This is a genomic window from Streptomyces sp. SID12488 (assembly GCF_010548275.1).
GTDB lineage: Bacteria > Actinomycetota > Actinomycetes > Streptomycetales > Streptomycetaceae > Streptomyces.
In genome coordinates this window covers 278,655-296,513 of record NZ_JAAGLT010000005.1, presented here as the reverse complement: position 1 = coordinate 296,513, position 17,859 = coordinate 278,655, and the positions used below count along the sequence as shown (strand labels likewise).

The window sequence follows — 17,859 nt, the reverse complement described above, 5'->3', positions numbered from 1 at the left end:
AGTGACTTCGACAGAAAGGGACGGTTAATCCGGTGTCGACGCCGTTCTATGTCTCACCCCAGCAGGCGATGGCCGACCGGGCGGAGTACGCCCGTAAAGGCATCGCCCGTGGTCGCAGCCTGGTTGTGCTGCAGTATGCCGATGGCATCGTGTTCGTCGGCGAGAACCCGTCCCGTGCGCTGCACAAGTTCAGCGAGATCTATGACCGGATCGGCTTCGCGGCCGCCGGTAAGTACAACGAGTACGAGAACCTGCGGATCGGCGGTGTGCGGTATGCCGATATGCGTGGGTACACGTACGACCGTGCCGATGTGACGGCCCGTGGTCTGGCGAACGTGTACGCGCAGACGCTGGGCACGATCTTCTCTTCGGCGGCGGAGAAGCCGTACGAGGTGGAGTTGGTCGTCGCGGAGGTCGGTGAGACCACTGACGGTGATCAGATCTACCGGCTTCCTCATGACGGTTCGATCGTCGACGAGCATGGTTCGGTGGCGGTCGGTGGTAACGCCGAGCAGATCAGCACTTATCTGGATCAGCGTCATCAGGACGGCATGTCGCTGGCCGAGGCGCTGAAGTTGGCGGTTCAGGCTCTGTCGCGCGACACGAACGGCACCGAGCGGGAGATTCCGGCCGAGCGGCTGGAGGTGGCGGTGCTGGACCGCACGCGTCCGCAGAAGCGGAAGTTCAAGCGGATCGTCGGTCGTCAGCTCGGCCGGCTGCTCGAGGCCGGCGGGGCGACCACGGAGGCGGAGAGCGCCGACGAGGAGTAGTCGTCCGGCGGGCGGTTGTGCTCCGCCCTTTGTTTTCTGTTTCTCGCACCCCGGCTGCTTCTGGCAGCCGGGGTGCGGGCGTTGGCGGGGGTTCAGGTGCGGCTGCGGGGCGCTGCTGTGGAGCCTCGTACGACGAGTTGGACGGGGATGTCGCCCTGGGCGGGGGTGCGGCCGTCGAGCACGGCGAGGAGGGCCTGCATGCCGCGTTCGCCGAAGAGTTCGGCGTCGAGGCGGACCGTCGTCAGCTCGGGGTCGATGGCGGTGGCGAGGGCGAGGTCGTCGAGGCCGGTGACGGAGAGGTCGTCGGGGATGCGCAGGCCGAGGCGGCGGACGGCCTTGTAGGCGCCGGTGGCGAGTTTGTCGTCGTCGCAGACGAGGGCGGTGGGGTGGGGGCCGGGGCCGGTGAGGGCGGCTGTGACGGCCTGTTGGGCGCCTTCGAAGGAGATGGGGGCCTGGATGGTGCGCAGGTCGGTGTCGGGGACACCGGCGAGCCGTGTGGCGAGTTCGTGGGCGCGTACGGCGAAGGTCCAGGAGGGGATGTCGGCGGCGAGGTGGAGGAAGCGGCGGTGGCCGAGGTCGAGGAGGTGGTCGGCGACCTGGCGTACGCCGTCGGCGATGTCGAGGTTGACGGTGGCGGCGCCGAGGCTGCCGTGGGGGTCGCTGTCGAGCATGACGAGGGGCAGCTGGTCGCCGCGGATGGCGGTGAGGGCGTCGGCGGCCATGGAGGAGGCGAGGACGCCGACGAGGGCGGCCCGGGCGGAGTGGAAGGGGTCGCGGGCGGGGCCGATGCCTTCGGGGGAGGGGTAGAGGACGACGCCGAAGCCGTGTTCGGCGGCGACGCGGGCGGCTCCGGTGTAGACGCCGGCGAAGAACTCGGTGGTGAGGGCGGGGACGACGAGGAGGACGGTGCGGGTGTGGCCGAGGCGTAGGTTGCGGGCGGCGAGGTTGGGGCGGTAGCCCAGTTCGCGGGCGGCGGTGCGTACGCGTTCGGCGGTGGTCTCTGAGACGCGCCCGCGCCATTTGTCGCCGAGGACGAGGGAGACGGCGGCCTGGGAGACGCCTGCGGCCCTGGCGACGTCACGGCTGGTGGGTCGGGTGCTGCCTCGTGCCACCGGGGCCTGCTCCTTCGGGTGAATGTGCGGACGTGTGGACGTGCGGACTGGGCACATGGTACGTATGACGGGCGACGTTATACGTAACACTTCCGGCGTCGCCGTTGACGGGAAGGGCTGGTCATGGCGGCGGGATACCTGGAGATCCTCAGGTCACGGCATGCGGTGCGGCTGCTCGTGGGCACGCTGGTGGGCCGGTTGCCGAACGCCACGGCGGCGATAGCGATCGTGCTGTTCGTCCGGGCCGAGGGCGGCACGTACAGCCTCGCCGGCGGGCTCGCCGCGGCGTACGGGGTGGCCAACGCGGTGGGGCAGCCGCTGCTGGGGCGGCTGGTCGACCTGTACGGGCAGCCGCGGGTCCAGTTGTCGGGCGCGCTCCTGTCGGCGTTCGGCATGGCGGTGTTCGCGTTCGCGGGCACCGGTCCGCTGCCGCTCGCGTATGCGGCCGTGGCGGTCGCCGGGCTTTTCACGCCTCCCCTGGAAGGCGGTCTGCGGGCGCTGTGGCCCTCTGTCCTCGGCAAGGAGGACCAGGTGCACACGGCGTACGCGATGGACGCGGTGGCGCAGGAAGTCCTGTTCACCGTGGGGCCGTTGCTGGTGACGTTGTGCGCGTCGCTGTGGTCGGCGCAGGCGGCCTTGCTCGTGCTGAACGTGATCGGGGTCCTGGGGGCGCTCTCCGTGGCGCTGTCGCCGCCTTCGCGGGAGTGGCGTTCGGCGCCGCGCGAGGCGCACTGGCTGGGCGCGCTGCGGTCGCCGGGGCTGTTGGTGATGCTGGGGGCGTTCCTGTTCGTGGGGATCGCGCTGGGGTCCATCGCGGTCGCGTCGATTTCGTACGCGGACGACCACGGCGGTGACACGGTGTACGGCTGGCTGATGGCGGCCGTCGGGCTGGGCGCGCTGCTGGGCGGGATGGTGTACGGGGCGCGGCAGTGGAGTGGGCCGGCGGAGCGGCGACTGACGGTGCTGGTGGGGTTTCTGGCGGTGTGTTATCTGCCGTTGACGCTGATGCCGGGTGCGGTCGCGATGACCTTGCTGATGGTGCTCGCGGGGGTGTTCCTGGCACCGGCTCTCGCGTGTGTGTTCGTGCTGGTGGACCGGCATGCTCCGCGGGGGACGGTCACCGAGGCATTCTCCTGGCTTGTGACGACGTTCACCGTGGGCGCGTCGCTGGGTACGGGGCTCACGGGGCCGGTCGTGGAGTGGGGCGGAACGCTGTGGGGGTTCGTCGTGCCGGGGGTTGCCGGAGCCGTGTCGTTGCTGGTTCTGCTGGTCACCGGGCGGGTGCTGGCGGCTCCCGCCGGGGGCGCGGTGGTTGCGGTCTCATCGGAAAATGATCCAAACCGTGCTGCCGGATCCCGTTTCAGCTCGGTCGATCGGGCGTAATGTTCAGTCATGGACCGCCGCATTTTCGGGCTGGAGAACGAGTACGGCGTCACGTGTACGTTCAGGGGACAGCGGCGTCTGTCTCCCGACGAGGTGGCTCGGTACCTCTTCCGCCGTGTCGTGTCATGGGGCCGTAGCAGCAATGTCTTTCTGCGAAACGGCGCACGCCTCTATCTTGACGTGGGATCACATCCGGAATACGCGACACCGGAATGTGACGACCTGACGGAACTCGTCACCCACGACAAGGCCGGCGAGCGCATTCTCGAAGGACTCCAGGTGGATGCCGAACGACGCCTGCACGAGGAAGGAATCGCGGGCGACGTCTACCTCTTCAAGAACAACACGGACTCGGCGGGCAACTCGTACGGTTGCCACGAGAACTATCTGGTGGCCCGGCACGGGGAGTTCTCCCGGCTCGCGGACATCCTTATTCCGTTCCTCGTCACCCGCCAGCTCCTGTGCGGTGCGGGCAAGGTGCTGCAGACGCCGCGCGGTGCCGTGTACTGCGTGAGTCAGCGGGCGGAGCACATCTGGGAGGGTGTCTCCTCGGCGACGACCCGGTCCCGGCCGATCATCAACACGCGTGACGAACCGCACGCCGACGCTGAGCGCTATCGCCGGCTGCATGTCATCGTCGGTGACTCGAACATGTCCGAGACGACGATGCTTCTGAAGGTCGGTGCCACCGACCTCGTGCTGCGCATGATCGAGGCGGGCACGGTGATGCGGGACCTGACCCTGGAGAACCCGATCCGGGCGATCCGCGAGGTCAGCCACGACATCACGGGCCGCCGCAAGGTGCGGCTGGCCAGCGGCCGGGAGGCCTCGGCGCTGGATGTGCAGCGCGAGTACTACGAGAAGGCCGTGGACTTCGTCGACCGGCGAGGTATCCGCACGGGCACGGTCGCACAGGTGCTGGAGCTGTGGGGCCGGGTGCTCGACTCCATCGAGGCCGAGGATCTGGACCGGATCGGCACCGAGATCGACTGGGTGATGAAGTACCAGCTCATCGAGCGGTACCGGGCGAAGCACAACATGACGATGTCGCATCCGCGCGTCGCTCAGATCGACCTCGCCTATCACGACATTCACCGCAGGCGGGGTCTTTACTACCTGCTGGAGAGGAAGAACCAAGCCGCGCGGATCTGCAACGACCTGAAGATCTTCGAGGGCAAGTCGGTTCCGCCGCAGACCACTCGGGCGCGGTTGCGCGGTGACTTCATCAGGCGGGCTCAGGAACAGCGCCGTGATTTCACGGTCGACTGGGTGCATCTGAAGCTCAACGACCAGGCGCAGCGCACGGTGTTGTGCAAGGACCCGTTCCGCAGTGTCGACGAGCGGGTGGAGAAGCTGATCGCCGGGATGTGATCTGACGCGGACCGGTCCGGCGCCGTCCGTGTGGGACTCCCGGTGTCCGAGGTACTCGTACCTCGGACACCGGGAGTTTCTGTGTCGAGGGGCGAGAGATTCACCGTGTGTGCTGTCGGCGGGCCGGGTGGCGGGGTGCTTCTGTTCGGTACGAGACAGCGGAGGCACCGGCCGGGAAGACCTTCGAGGAGGGTGCCTCGCTGGTCGTCTTCGGTACCGAGTACGAGGCGGTCGACCTCTGAGACCGCGCTTGCTCTGACACGCCCGACTTTCTCTACCGCGAGACCGGCGACACCGTTGTGGACGTCATCTGCGCGGACGGCGCGGCGGCTTCCTGACCAGCGGTGCGCGGACCGCACAGGCGGTGCAACGTCGCCCCGGCCGGAATCCGGCCCGGGGCGACGGCGTGTCCGCCGGCGATCCGTCCCGGGAGCACGTTCGTCGTAGAGTGGCGGCCACTGCCCCCACCCCCGAGCCCAGTTGGACTGATGAACTACAACACGAAACGACGCGTCGCCGCGCTACTGGCCGTTCCCGCCCTGATGTTCACCGCCGCGTGCGGGGGGTCGGACGACAGCGACAAGAACAACAGTGATGCGGCGGAAGGCGTTGCCCAGGTCAAGGGGAAGGTCGGGGCGGAGCCCGAGATCTCAGTGCCCAAGGGCGCCAAGCCGTCCGCGAAGACCGTGACCAAGACGCTCTCGGAGGGCAGCGGAAGCGCGATCAAGGCCTCCGACTTCGTGCGGCTCGATTGGACCGTCGAGAAGTGGGGCGGCAACCAGGCGCTCAGCGGTACCTGGACCGCTGCGACGGCGGGTGACAAGACGCCTCGACGGCAGTCCGTCGAACAGGTCGGAAAGCAGAGCCAGCAGCTGCCCGAGTCGATCCTCAACGCCGTGAAGGGCAAGAAGCCGGGCAGCCGGATCCTGGTGCAGGGCACAGCGGGCGATCTGCTCGGCGAGAACCTGAACCCCTCTGCCGGCCTCGCCGCGAAGGACGTCCTGATCTGGGTGATCGACCCGGTCGGTGCCGACGCCGTGGACGTCAAGGCCGAGGCCGAGGGCACGCAGGCGGCCTCCGAGGCGGGACTGCCCGAGGTGAAGGCCCCGTCGCAGAAGGCGGCGACCATCACCGTCCCCAAGGGCGTCAAGGCCCCGAAGGACCTCGAGCAGCAGGTGCTGATCAAGGGCAGCGGCAAGAAGGTCGAGGCCGGTCAGGGGCTCATCGCCCAGTACACCGGGGTCAAGTGGGAGGACGGGGCGAAGTTCGACTCCTCCTGGGACCACGGTGGCGCCACCGCCTTCCAGATCGGTACCGGCTCGGTGGTGACAGGCTGGGACAAGGGCCTCGTCGGCAAGAACGTGGGCGACCGCGTGCTGCTGGTGATCCCGCCCTCCCTCGGCTACGGCGCGAGCCCGAGCAGTGAGCTGGCCAAGAACACGCTGGTCTTCGTGGTGGACATCCTCGGCACCGTCTGACCGACCCGGTCTGTGAGACTGTTCCCGACGCATGTCACGCAACAAGGAGTGATGAAGTGAGCATCGAGAAGCCCGAGATCGACTTCCCCGGTGGCGAGCCCCCGGCGGAGCTCCAGATCAAGGACATCTGGGAGGGCGACGGCGCCGTAGCGGTGTCGGGTCAGAACGTCACCGTCCACTACGTGGGAGTTTCCTTCAGCACGGGCGAGGAGTTCGACGCCAGCTGGAACCGGGGCACCCCGTTCAAGTTCCCGCTGGGCGGGGGCCGGGTCATCAAGGGCTGGGACCAGGGTGTCCAGGGCATGAAGGTCGGCGGCCGGCGCGAGCTGACCATCCCGGCCCACCTCGCCTACGGCAACCAGAGCCCCACTCCGGCGATCAAGCCGGGCGAGACGCTGATCTTCGTGGTGGACCTGGTCGCGGTCTGACGGTCCGGTCCGATCGTCGTACGACAGTCGAATGTGATCGAGATCGGGTCGGATCGTCGTATGAAGTAGGTACGGGGTTCGACCGAATTTGATCATTTGGGGTCCATGCCTGTCCGGGCATGGACCCTCGGCTTTTGCCGCGCCACTTCGGGGCGGTACGGTCATCCGTCGTAAGCACCATAGGCAGGACGAAGGGCGCCGATGGCCATTGCCAAGGCAGAGCGGCTGATGAACCTGGCGCTGTGCCTGCTCGGAACGCGCAGGCCGCTGAGCAAGCGCGAGCTGCGTGACTCCATCGAGGCCTACCTCGAAGCGGGCAGCGACGACTCCTTCAACCGGATGTTCGAGCGTGACAAGGACGATCTGCGCGAACTCGGGCTGGTCATCGAGACGGTGGAGAACCTCGACGGTGAGGTCGGCTACCGCGCCGGCCGTGACAGCAACCGGCTGCCGCCCATCACCCTCGACGCCGAGGAGGCCGCCGCCCTGGGCCTGGCCGCGAAGGTCTGGCAGCAGGCCCGCCTCGCCGGTGCGGCCAGCGGCGCGCTGCAGAAACTGCGTGCGGCCGGGCTGCCCGAGGATGTCGACCCCTATGAGCCCCATGGCGCCCTGGAACCGCGTATTCCGGTGCACGAGGCCGCCTTCGAGCCGCTGATGCTGGCCTGCCGGGACCGCCGCCCGGTCGCCTTCGACTACCGCAAGGCCACCGCCGCCCGCCCAGAGCCCCGTCAGGTGGAGCCGTGGGCGCTGGAGTGCTGGCGCGGTCACTGGTATCTGGCGGGCTGGGACCGTGACCGGGGCGCCGAACGCGTGTTCCGACTGTCGCGGATCACCGGCAAGGTCCGCAGCCGGAGCGCGAAGTTCACCGCCGATGTGCCCGATGTCGTCACGGTCCGCGAGACCGTCGCCAGCTGGGCGGGGGAGGGCGCCGACCGTTCCGCGCTGATCCGGCTGCGGGCGGGCGCCGGCTACCCCCTTCGGGCGAAGGCGTCCCAGGTGCGGGAACTCGGCGACGGTTGGGACGAGTTGGAGATTCCGTACGGGCACGGGCTGGACGCCTGGCTGGTGGAGTTCGGGCCGGACGTGGTGGTCCTGGAACCGGCCGAGCTGCGGGCCGACGTGGTGGACAGGCTGCGCGCCGTGGCCAAGGGCTGAGGGAGAGCACAAGCAAGTGGCAGGCAAACCGGCCAGGCCCGTGAACGCCATCGACCAGACACGGCGGATGCTGTCGCTGGTGACGTATCTGCGCGAGCGGCCCGGCGCGCGCGTCGGCGACGTCGCCCGCGCGTTCGGAATCACCGAGGACGAGTTGGTCTCGGACCTGGACGTGCTGCCCATGTGCGGCACCAGCTTCCGCGGCGGTGATCTGCTCGACATCGACACCGACGGCGAGCGGATCTGGTGGCACAACCCCGCGGCCCTCGGTGAGGAGGCCGCCGAGCCGCTCAGACTGGCCGCCGACGAGGCGACCGCACTCCTGGTCGCCGCCCGAGCGGTGTCCACGCTGCCAGGGCTGCGCGAGGGCGACCGGCAGGCGCTGCTGCGGGCCACCGCCAAGGTGGAGACGGCGGCCGGCGAGGCCGCCGGGGCCAGCGCGCGGCTTTCGGTGACCTTCGAGTCGGAGGGCGGTGTCTTCGCGGACGTCGACCGGGCGATCTCCGAGCGCCGCCGCCTGTGGATCCGCTACTACTCGCCCGCGCGCGACGAGCTCAGCGAGCGCGAGATCGACCCGATCCGCCTGGTCAGCGTCGGACACACCTATGTGGAGGCCTGGTGCCGGCGCTCCGAGGCGCGCCGCACCTTCCGCCTCGACCGGGTGGCCGAGATCAGGATCCTGGACGAGCCGGCCGCCCCGCCCGAGATAGAGCTGCGGGACCTGTCGGAGGGCCTGGTCCAACCCGCCGCCGAGGATCCCGAGGTGGTCGTCGAGGTCGGGCCCGGCGGGCGCTGGGTCGCCGAGTACTACCCGCACGACAGCGCCGATGAGCTTCCCGACGGCGGGCTGCGTATCACTCTGCGGACCCCCGATCCGGCGTCGCTGCGACGCCTGGCACTGCGGCTCGGCCGCGACGGGCGCATCGTCTCGCCGCAGGACCTGGCGGACAGCGCCCGGCAGGCCGCCCAGGAGGCGCTGGTGGCGTACGACGCCCCGCGGGCCCCTGGGACGCGGTCACGGACACCCGGGGCGCACGGAGTTCAGGACGGGCTGTACGACAGGCGGGAGCAGGGGCGTTGAGCGAGTCTCCGATGTCAGGTGTGCGGGACATGACCGTGGCGGCGGCCTTCGCCGGAATGAGAAGGGTGGCCCCCGTCGTGTTCCGCGCCGCCTGCCCGGACTGCCGCGGCAACTTCGAGCTCACCGCGGGCGCCCTGCGCCTGGCCATCGGCGCCACCAGCCGGACCACCTTCTACTCCTTCACCTGCCCCGAGTGTGACGTGACCGTCCGTAAACCGGCGGGTGAGCGCGTGGTCGAGCTGCTCACCGGGGGTGGGGTCAGGACTCTCCGGCTGGCCGGGCCGTCGTGAGCGGCTGAGCGCTGGGTTTCTTCGCCCCCGCCGCCCCTACCCGTCCCATCCCTCCCCCCAGAGGGGGCCCCACTGGGGGCTGTCGCCCCCAGACTCCCGCTTCGGCCTGAACGGCCTCGTCCTCAAGCGCCGGACGGGCTGGGGCGTCCGGGCCATCCGGCGACGGGCTAGGCTCGGCGCCATGTTCTGGCCGATGTTCGCGATCGTTGTGGGGTTCCTGGGGCTCGCCGTTCTCGGGGTGCTCGCCGTCCGGGTCTTCCTGGAGGCGCAGCGCCTGGGAAGGCAGGTCACGGACTCGGCGCGGCGCATCAACCGGGCCGCCGAGGACCTCGAACGGGCCGCCGTGCACACGGCACGCTCTGTGGACGCACTGTGACTGTCCGGGGGCTCTCCTGTGAGTCTTCGGGTTGATGTGTTTTGGGCGACTTCGGCCTGTCACCTTGTCGGTGTCGGCAGGTACGCTGCTGATCGCGGCCGGAAAACGAGGCCCGGACCGCAAACCGGGAGTACGCACAGGGATTGCCTCAGGTTTACCCCCGAGCGTTACGATCGCTGTGAACACGACGGTCGGACGCCTGTCCGAACGATCGGACAGCACCCCCACCCAGCCGCCTCGGTGAGAAGGTAAAGACTTATGTTCGGAAGGCTCGGAGCCCCCGAGATCATTCTCATCCTCGTCGTCATCATCCTGCTGTTCGGCGCGAAGAAGCTTCCGGACATGGCGCGCTCGCTCGGCAAGTCCGCGCGCATCCTGAAGAGCGAAGCCAAGGCGATGAAGTCCGAGGGTCAGGACCCTGCCCCCGCCGCCCCGCCGCACACCGATGAGCCGGCCCCGGTGCAGCGCACCATCCAGGCCGCCCCCGGTGACGTGACGAGCGCGCGCCCGGTCACCGAACCCACGGACACGACCAAGCGCTGACGCTGACGCAAGGCCGGATGCCTCCGGCCTGCCGCACGAGATGAGGACGTGGGTTGCTCAAGTCTGCCCGCAACAAGGAGAAGGAGAGGGATCCCGAGGGGCGGATGCCTCTCGTGGAGCACCTCCGCGAACTGCGCAACCGGGTCGCGAAGGCCATGGTCGCCATCGTCGCCATCACGGTTGTGGCCGCCTTCTTCTACAACGACATCATCAACTTCTTCACCAAGCCGGTGCTCGACTCGGTCGGATGCCCGTCGTCCTTCTCCGAGCTGGCGAAGCAGCAGACCTCGGGGGACAGCCCCTGCGCGAAGATCACGATCAACGGTCTGCTCGCGCCCTTCACGCTCGCGCTGAAGGTGTCGCTGATGGCCGGTGTCGTGCTCGCCTCGCCGGTCTGGCTCTACCAGCTCTGGGCGTTCGTCGCGCCCGGCCTGCACAAGAGCGAGAAGAAGTATGCCTACGCGTTCGTGGCATCCGGCGTTCCGCTGTTCCTCGGTGGCGCGTACTTCGCCTACCGGGTGCTCCCCACCACCGCGAAGGTCCTGATCGAGTTCACGCCGTTCGGCGTCGACAACCTGCTGCCGCTGGACGACCTGCTCGACCTCGTCACGCGCATGGTGCTCGTCTTCGGTCTCTCCTTCGAACTGCCGCTGCTGCTGATCATGCTCAACCTCACCGGGATTCTCACCGGCAAGCGCATGGCCGGCTGGTGGCGAGGCATGATCATGGGCATCACGGTGTTCGCGGCCGTCGCGACGCCGAGTACGGACCCGCTGACCATGCTGGCGCTCGCCGGACCGATCTGGGTTCTGTACTTCGGCGCGGTCGCCTTCTCGCTGACGAACGACCGGCGCAGGCGCCGCCGCGAGGCGGAGGGACCGGACGACGACGAGGCCTCCGACCTGGACCTCACCCCCGAGGACATCGGCGAGATCGAGACCGTCTCCGCCAGCCGCGCCGCCCTGCCCGAACAGACGGGCGCGGAACGGGTGAACGGCTACGACGACGTGACCTGAGGCTCCCTCGCACCACCCCCGACGCGGAAGCGGCCGGGGCGCCAACCCGGCGCCCCGGCCGCTTCCATATTGCGTGAGCTGGGCCGATCCCGGGTTTCACAGACATCGATCCGGATAATGATCGTCCTGTTGTCAGTGGGGGCCGGTAGTCTCGAAAGCACGATGACAGAGGACCTCTCACCGGCCGAGCGGTATGCGGCAGCACGGAAGCGCGCTGTCGAGCAGGCCACCGCACTCGCGTCCTTCCGCGAGATGTACGACTTCGGTCTCGACCCCTTCCAGATCGAGGCCTGCCAGGCGCTCGAAGCCGGGAAGGGCGTGCTGGTGGCCGCCCCCACCGGTTCGGGCAAGACGATCGTCGGCGAGTTCGCCGTCCATCTCGCCCTCCAGCAGGGCAAGAAGTGCTTCTACACGACACCCATCAAGGCCCTGTCGAACCAGAAGTTCTCCGACCTGTGCCGTCGTTACGGCGCGGACAAGGTCGGCCTGCTCACCGGCGACAACAGCGTCAACTCCGATGCCCCGGTGGTCGTGATGACCACCGAGGTGCTCCGGAACATGCTGTACGCGGGCTCGCAGACCCTCCTGGGCCTCGGCTACGTGGTGATGGACGAGGTGCACTACCTCTCCGACCGCTTCCGCGGCGCCGTGTGGGAGGAAGTGATCATCCATCTCCCCGAGTCGGTCACCCTCGTCTCGCTGTCGGCGACCGTGTCCAACGCCGAGGAGTTCGGCGACTGGCTCGACACCGTGCGCGGCGACACCCAGGTGATCGTCTCCGAGCACCGGCCCGTGCCCCTGTTCCAGCACGTGCTCGCCGGACGCCGGATGTACGACCTCTTCGAGGAGGGCGAGGGCAGCAGGAAGGCCGTCAACCCCGATCTCACCAGGCTCGCGCGGATGGAGGCCCAGCGGCCCTCCTTCCAGGACCGCAAACGCGGGCGTGCCATGCGGGAGGCCGACCGTGAGCGTGAGCGCAGATCGCGCTCCCGCGTGTGGACGCCGGGGCGCCCCGAAGTCATCGAACGGCTCGACAACGAGGGCCTGTTGCCCGCCATCACGTTCATCTTCAGCCGCGCGGCCTGCGAGGCCGCCGTACAGCAGTGCCTGTACGCGGGACTGCGGCTGAACGACGACGAGGCACGGGAGCGGGTGCGGGCCCTCGTCGAGGAGCGCACCGCCTCCATCCCCGACGAGGACCTGCACGTCCTCGGGTACTACGAGTGGCTGGAGGGCCTGGAGCGAGGCATCGCCGCCCACCACGCGGGCATGCTGCCCACGTTCAAGGAGGTCGTCGAGGAACTCTTCGTACGAGGCCTCGTGAAGGCCGTCTTCGCCACCGAGACCCTCGCGCTCGGCATCAACATGCCCGCCCGCTCGGTCGTGCTGGAGAAGCTCGTCAAGTGGAACGGCGAACAGCACGCCGACATCACCCCCGGCGAGTACACCCAGCTGACCGGCCGCGCCGGCCGCCGTGGCATCGACGTCGAGGGTCACGCCGTAGTGCTGTGGCAGCGCGGGATGAGCCCCGACCACCTGGCGGGACTGGCCGGCACGCGCACGTATCCGCTGCGCTCCAGCTTCAAGCCGTCCTACAACATGGCGGTCAACCTCGTGGACCAGTTCGGGCGGCACCGCTCTCGCGAGCTGCTGGAGACCTCGTTCGCGCAGTTCCAGGCCGACAAGTCGGTCGTCGGGATCTCCCGGCAGGTGCAGCGCAACGAGGAGGGCCTGGACGGCTACAAGGAGTCCATGACCTGCCACCTGGGCGACTTCGAGGAGTACGCGGCACTGCGCCGCGACCTCAAGGACCGCGAGACCGACCTGGCCCGGCAGGGCGCCGCCCAGCGGCGTGCCGAGGCCGCCGTCGCGCTGGAGAAGCTCAAGCCCGGTGACATCATCCACGTCCCCACGGGCAAGTACGCGGGCCTCGCCCTCGTCCTTGACCCCGGGCTGCCCGCCGGCCGGTCCAACGGCCACCGCGGCTTCGAGCAGCACGACGGCCCACGGCCGCTGGTGCTGACCTCCGAACGGCAGGTGAAGCGGCTGGCGTCCATGGACTTCCCCGTGCCCGTCGAGCCGTTGGAGCGGATGCGGGTCCCCAAGTCCTTCAACCCGCGTTCGCCGCAGTCCCGCCGCGACCTCGCCTCCGCGCTGCGCACCAAGGCCGGGCACATCCCGCCCGAGCGGGCCCGCAAGCAGCGGGCCCAGGCGGCCGACGATCGCGAGATCGCCCGGCTGCGCACCGCGATCCGCGCCCACGCCTGCCACGGCTGCAACGACCGCGAGGACCATGCCCGTTGGGCCGAGCGCTACCACCGGCTGCTGCGCGACACCTCGCAGCTGGAACGGCGCATCGAGGGCCGCACGAACACCATCGCCCGTACGTTCGACCGCATCGTCGCCCTGCTCACCGAGCTGGACTATCTGCGTTCCGACGAGGTGACCGAGCACGGCAAGCGGCTCGCCCGGCTCTACGGCGAGCTGGACCTGCTGGCCAGCGAATGCCTGCGCGCGGGCGTGTGGGAAGGGCTGTCACCCGCCGAACTCGCCGCCTGTGTCTCTGCGTTGGTGTACGAGTCCCGGGTCGCCGACGACGCCATGGCGCCGAAGGTGCCGTCCGGCAAGGCCAAGGCCGCGCTCGGCGAGATGGTCCGGATCTGGGGCCGGCTCGACGCGCTGGAGGAGGAGTTCCGGATCACCCAGAGTGAGGGCGTCGGCCAGCGCGAGCCTGACCTCGGCTTCGCCTGGGCGGCCTACGAGTGGGCCTCGGGCAAGGGCCTCGACGAGGTGCTGCGGGAGGCGGAGATGCCGGCCGGCGACTTCGTCCGGTGGTGCAAGCAGGTCATCGACGTCCTCGGGCAGATCTCTGCTGCGGCACCGGTCTCCGGCGTGGAGGGGTCAACGGTCGCGAAGAACGCACGCAAGGCCGTGGAGGGGCTGCTGCGGGGGGTTGTGGCGTACTCGTCCGTGGGGTAGCCGTCGGTGGTTCGGCGGGTTGTGAGCCGGCGGTTGTGGTTCGGCTCGGTGGGTGCGTGCGGGTTCTCTGTGGCTGCTCGCGCCCACCGCTCAGGTGTGGTGCTCGGGACCTTGGTTACACGAAGTCCTCGAAGGTGAGCTGCTGCGGGATGTCCGCGAGTGGTTCGGGCGGCTGGTCAAAGAGGATCCGGTAGTCGCTCCCGGCGGTCCGGCTGATGGGCGGTCGGCCGCCGAGCGCGGCGTGCGGCCGCTCGTGGAGCAGTCCGTTCTCGCCGTGCGCCCGCCAGCGGGCGTACCACTTGGCCAGGCAACGGCGCGAGATCCCGGCTTCCGCAGCGACGTGCGCGATCGGACGTCCGGCGTCGATCTGCAGGCACAGGCGCAGACGTCCTTCGGCGGTCAGCGGTGCGTTCCGGTGCCCCCTTGCCCCCTGCTGGTGGCGCTCCTGGACTCGGTGGCCGCGTTCACCGGGAACCCTGGGATCTCAGGGCTCCCGCGTGAGCGGCTGTGCGTGGCGTCAGCGTGCGAACTTTTCGATGGCCGCCGGGGTGACGGGGGTGAAGAAGTTGACGAGGTTGCCGTCGGGGTCACGGAACAGCAGCGACCGGTTGCCCCAGGGCATCGTGGTGGGCTCGTTGACGAAGTCGGTGACGAAGCCGGTCAGGTTCTGGTGAACGCGGTCCACGTCGTCGACGAGGAACTCGGTGATCACGCTGTGGTTGTCCGCCGGGCGGGCAGAGCCCGGGGCGAACAGCGGGACGGTGCGGGTGCCGGCGATCGCCAGGGTGGCGCCCGGGGTCTTGAGCTCGGCGAAGTCCTCGGTGGCCCACGTCGCCCGCACTCCTGTGGCTCGCTCGTAGAACTCGACGAGACGCGCTACGTCGCTGGTGATGATGCGGATCGAGACGAAGTCCATGGGGATTCTCCTTGGCTGTGCTGGAGGCGGCGTGCACGTCGCAGGCTAGGAGAAATAGTGGACAGAATCGGTCCTGTATTCGCGTTAGGTTGTGCCCATGCCTCGACCCACCGGCCGCGTGCTGACACTCCTGGAGCTGCTGCACTCGGGCGGCACCCGTACGGTGGCCGAACTCGCCGACCGGCTCGGCGTCGAAGGGCGCACCGTGCGGCGGTATGTGGACCAGCTGATCGACCTCGACGTGCCCGTGGAATCGGTGCGAGGCCGCTACGGCGGGTACCGGCTCGCCCCCGGGTACCGCTTGCCTCCGCTCATGCTCAGCGACGACGAGGCGCTGGCCGTGCTGCTCGGCCTGGTCGCCGGCCGCCGGGCAGGGCTGACAACGACGCAGCACACGGCAAGCGAGACGGCATCGGCCAAGATCCGGAGGGTGCTGCCCAAGCACATCGCCCGCAGGCTCGACACACTCCTGGAATCCCTCGCCTTCACGGACCAGCCCGGAGAGTTCGACACCCCGGACGCCGGAGTCCTGCTCACCATCGCCGATGCGGTGCGCCACCGCCGACCGGTCTCGATCCGCTACACCGACCGCGACGAACGGCGCAGCGAACGCACGCTGCACGCGTACGGGATCGTCGCCCATGCGGGCCGGTGGTACGTCACGGGCAAGGACGCCCGGATCGGCGAGGACCGAACCTTCCGGCTCGATCGCATTGCAGACGCGCGGACCCTGCCCGGCTCATTCGAAGCGCCGGCGGGTCCCGGTCCGGCACAGCGCGTGTTGTCAGGCTTCGCCACGGCTGAGTACCGGCATGAGGTGACCTTGCGGATCCACGGCACGGTCGAGCAGATCCGCGCGCACCTTCCCGCCGGCGTCGCGAGCCTGGAGGAGCACGAGCCCACGGCAGGCGAGGACCGGGCAACCGAGCGCTGGCTACGCGTCGAGCTGCGGGCGGAGCGGCTCGACTGGTTGCCTCCGGTACTGGCCACACTCGACCGGCCGTTCGTCATCGAGCGCCCCGCTGAACTGCGCGACCTCGTCATCGAGCTCGCCGATCGCCTCGCGTCCTACGCCCGCCAAGCCTGACGGCGAGGAACCAGTGTCATGAGATGGCCAACTTAGGCCGTGCTCCATCGGGGTGTCCGTGGGCTGCCGGTTTCCCGTGTAACCGAGCGCGCTGGTTGCGATCGGGTGTTCGGGGCCGTGCTGGTCAGCGGCGGTTCTTCAGGTACGCGCGCCAGCCGCCGTACGTCGTGATGTCCTCGGCGCCTTCGAGGGCGGCCGGTTCGCACAGGAAGCCGGATACGTGGGTGCCGTCGGCGAGTTCGACGCGGCCCAGGGCCATCGGGCGGGGGAGGGCGGCCAGGAAGTGGCCGAGGCCTTCGGCGGGGAGACGCCACACCTCCGCCTCGATGGCCGCCCCGCCGGTCTCCCCCTCGCCGACGTGGACCAGGCCCGGCTTCGGCGGGGTCGTGGGGAGGGCGTGCAGGCGGTAGACGGGGGCCGTCGTGGTCGCGCGTTCCAACCGGGCGCCAAGAGCGAGGAGTTGGGGGTTGAGCGGCTGGCCCGCGAGATGCGCCCCGACCACCGCGAGGCGGGCCTCGGGCTGGAGCAGGCGGGCGATCGTGGCGAGCCGTTCGTCGGTGAACGCCGGGCCGATCAGCATCACGCCGAACGGAAGGCCGTCGACCTCGCCCGCGGGTACGGCAACCGCGGCCTGGTCGAAGAGGTTGGTGGAGTTGGTGAAGCGGCCCAGCCGGGCGTTGGCGCCCAGCGGGTCGGCGGCGACCTCGGCGAGGGTCGGGTGACCAGGGGCCGTGGGCAGCAACAGCGCGTCGGCGTCGGCCAGTTCGGCGAGTGCGCGGGTGTGCAGGGCGGCCAGCCGCTCTTGGTCGGCATAGAGCTGGTGGGCGTGGATGTCGCGGGCGCGGGTGATGATGCCGCCGACGGTAGGGTCGAGAGTCGCGCTCGCCTCACCGCCCTCGGCGAGCAACTTGTCGACAAAGGTGCCCACGGCCGTGTAGCGCTCCGCGACGAACGCGCCCTGGTACAGCATCGCGGCGGCCTCGGTGAACGGGGTGAGGTCGAGGGTGCGCACGGAGACGCCCGCGGTGCGGAGCTGGGTCACCGCGGCCTCGTACGCCTGTGCCCAGCCGGGGTCGAGTTCGCCGAGTTGGGCGATCGGCGGAACCGCCACGCGCCAGGGGCCGGGGGCGCGCTGGGGGAGGGGCGGGAGATCGCGGGCGGGCGGGGACGCCATGTGCGCGAGTGCCTGCTCGGCCTCGGGGAGCGTACGGGCGAAGACGGTCACACAGTCGAGGGAGGCGCAGGCCGGGACGACGCCGGTCGTGGGGACCAGACCTCTGGTCGGCTTGAGTCCGACGATGCCGTTGAAGGCGGCGGGGACGCGGCCGGAGCCGGCGGTGTCGGTGCCGAGGGCGAAGTCGACGAGCCCCAGCGTCACGGCGGTGGCGGAGCCGGAGCTCGAGCCGCCGCTGATGCGGGTGGGGTCGTGGGCGTTGCGGACGGGGCCGTAGGGGGAGCGGGTGCCGACCAGGCCGGTGGCGAACTGGTCGAGGTTGGTGGTGCCGAGGATGAGGGCGCCGGCGTCCTTGAGGCGGGCGACGACCGGGGCGTCGGCCTCGGGGTGGTAGGCGTAGGCGGGGCAGCCGGCGGTGGTGGGGAGGCCCTGGACGTCGATGTTGCCCTTCGCGGCGAAGAGTTTGCCGGCCAGGGGGAGGTGGTCGCCTGCGGCGAGGCGTTCGTCGATGCGGGTGGCTTCCGCCTCGACGTCGGCCTGGGGGCGTAGGTCGATCCAGACCTCGGGGCGGGCTACGGCGTCGATGCGGGCGTAGGCCATACGGACTCGGGTCAGGGTCGACATCTGTGCTCCTTGGGGTGGGCTGGGGTGGTGCTGTCGGCTGCGGGTGCGCGGTGAGTTGTTTCGCCCCCGCCGCCCC

At 69.7% G+C, this 17,859-nt stretch carries 17 protein-coding genes and 1 pseudogene; 14 read left to right on the top strand and 4 right to left on the bottom strand.

The genetic code is table 11. The features are described from left to right. The first annotated feature begins 32 nt into the window (after positions 1-32). Positions 33-770 carry a proteasome subunit alpha gene (gene prcA / locus G3I56_RS11260; protein ID WP_164408762.1) on the top strand — a complete coding sequence of 246 codons (738 nt, stop codon included), beginning with the start codon at positions 33-35 and terminating at the stop codon, positions 768-770. 92 nt (positions 771-862) lie between these two features. On the opposite strand, the gene G3I56_RS11255 is transcribed toward prcA, so the two are convergent. Then, the gene (locus G3I56_RS11255; RefSeq protein WP_164408761.1) at positions 863-1,882 is read right to left on the bottom strand and encodes a LacI family DNA-binding transcriptional regulator; all 1,020 of its coding nucleotides are present in this window, start codon (positions 1,880-1,882) and stop codon (positions 863-865) included. A 123-nt stretch (positions 1,883-2,005) separates the two neighbouring features. On the opposite strand from G3I56_RS11255, the gene G3I56_RS11250 reads away from it, so the two are divergent. From G3I56_RS11250 to G3I56_RS11200, 12 genes are all read left to right on the top strand, one after another. Then, positions 2,006-3,265, top strand: coding sequence for an MFS transporter (locus G3I56_RS11250; RefSeq protein ID WP_164408760.1), 1,260 nt, complete (start codon positions 2,006-2,008; stop codon positions 3,263-3,265). Positions 3,266-3,274: 9 nt separating this feature from the next. Then, positions 3,275-4,636: a Pup--protein ligase gene (gene pafA / locus G3I56_RS11245; RefSeq protein WP_164408759.1), complete on the top strand. Its 1,362-nt coding sequence runs from the start codon at positions 3,275-3,277 to the stop codon at positions 4,634-4,636. Positions 4,637-4,743: 107 nt separating this feature from the next. Beyond that, entirely contained in the window at positions 4,744-4,878 is a 135-nt protein-coding gene (locus G3I56_RS44670; protein WP_275406682.1) for a hypothetical protein, read from the top strand. Positions 4,879-5,124: 246 nt separating this feature from the next. Then, a complete protein-coding gene (locus tag G3I56_RS11240; RefSeq protein ID WP_164408758.1) occupies positions 5,125-6,114 on the top strand; it encodes an FKBP-type peptidyl-prolyl cis-trans isomerase in 990 nt (329 codons plus the stop codon). A 56-nt stretch (positions 6,115-6,170) separates the two neighbouring features. After that, positions 6,171-6,542 carry an FKBP-type peptidyl-prolyl cis-trans isomerase gene (locus tag G3I56_RS11235; protein WP_164408757.1) on the top strand — a complete coding sequence of 124 codons (372 nt, stop codon included), beginning with the start codon at positions 6,171-6,173 and terminating at the stop codon, positions 6,540-6,542. A gap of 201 nt (positions 6,543-6,743) precedes the next feature. Further along, positions 6,744-7,697 carry a WYL domain-containing protein gene (locus G3I56_RS11230; protein ID WP_164408756.1) on the top strand — a complete coding sequence of 318 codons (954 nt, stop codon included), beginning with the start codon at positions 6,744-6,746 and terminating at the stop codon, positions 7,695-7,697. 16 nt (positions 7,698-7,713) lie between these two features. Then, complete coding sequence (locus tag G3I56_RS11225) at positions 7,714-8,778, top strand: WYL domain-containing protein (protein WP_164408755.1); 1,065 nt, start codon at positions 7,714-7,716, stop codon at positions 8,776-8,778. Then, positions 8,775-9,068, top strand: coding sequence for a hypothetical protein (locus tag G3I56_RS11220; RefSeq protein ID WP_164408754.1), 294 nt, complete (start codon positions 8,775-8,777; stop codon positions 9,066-9,068). Before G3I56_RS11225 ends, G3I56_RS11220 begins: the two co-directional genes overlap by 4 nt. 181 nt (positions 9,069-9,249) lie before the next feature. After that, positions 9,250-9,444: a hypothetical protein gene (locus G3I56_RS11215; RefSeq protein WP_164408753.1), complete on the top strand. Its 195-nt coding sequence runs from the start codon at positions 9,250-9,252 to the stop codon at positions 9,442-9,444. A gap of 258 nt (positions 9,445-9,702) precedes the next feature. Next, positions 9,703-9,987: a Sec-independent protein translocase subunit TatA gene (gene tatA, locus G3I56_RS11210; RefSeq protein WP_164408752.1), complete on the top strand. Its 285-nt coding sequence runs from the start codon at positions 9,703-9,705 to the stop codon at positions 9,985-9,987. Positions 9,988-10,040: 53 nt separating this feature from the next. Further along, positions 10,041-11,003, top strand: a complete 963-nt coding sequence (gene tatC / locus G3I56_RS11205; protein ID WP_164408751.1) for a twin-arginine translocase subunit TatC — start codon at positions 10,041-10,043, stop codon at positions 11,001-11,003. A 117-nt stretch (positions 11,004-11,120) separates the two neighbouring features. Then, on the top strand, positions 11,121-13,982 hold the full coding sequence (locus tag G3I56_RS11200; protein WP_164408750.1) for a DEAD/DEAH box helicase: 2,862 nt from the start codon (positions 11,121-11,123) through the stop codon (positions 13,980-13,982). A 244-nt stretch (positions 13,983-14,226) separates the two neighbouring features. Here the strand turns inward: G3I56_RS11200 and G3I56_RS43715 are convergent. Then, a pseudogene (locus G3I56_RS43715) lies at positions 14,227-14,400 on the bottom strand (leucine zipper domain-containing protein); the annotation flags it as partial. A gap of 99 nt (positions 14,401-14,499) precedes the next feature. Beyond that, positions 14,500-14,898: a VOC family protein gene (locus G3I56_RS11190; protein ID WP_164408749.1), complete on the bottom strand. Its 399-nt coding sequence runs from the start codon at positions 14,896-14,898 to the stop codon at positions 14,500-14,502. Between the two features lie 97 nt (positions 14,899-14,995). Here G3I56_RS11190 and G3I56_RS11185 point away from each other — a divergent pair, with 97 nt between their 5' ends. After that, complete coding sequence (locus G3I56_RS11185) at positions 14,996-15,985, top strand: YafY family protein (RefSeq protein WP_164408748.1); 990 nt, start codon at positions 14,996-14,998, stop codon at positions 15,983-15,985. 124 nt (positions 15,986-16,109) lie between these two features. Here the strand turns inward: G3I56_RS11185 and atzF are convergent, their stop codons facing one another. Next, positions 16,110-17,783 (bottom strand): allophanate hydrolase, encoded by a 1,674-nt coding sequence (gene atzF / locus G3I56_RS11180; protein ID WP_164408747.1) that lies wholly within the window; start codon positions 17,781-17,783, stop codon positions 16,110-16,112. Positions 17,784-17,859: the final 76 nt, after the last annotated feature.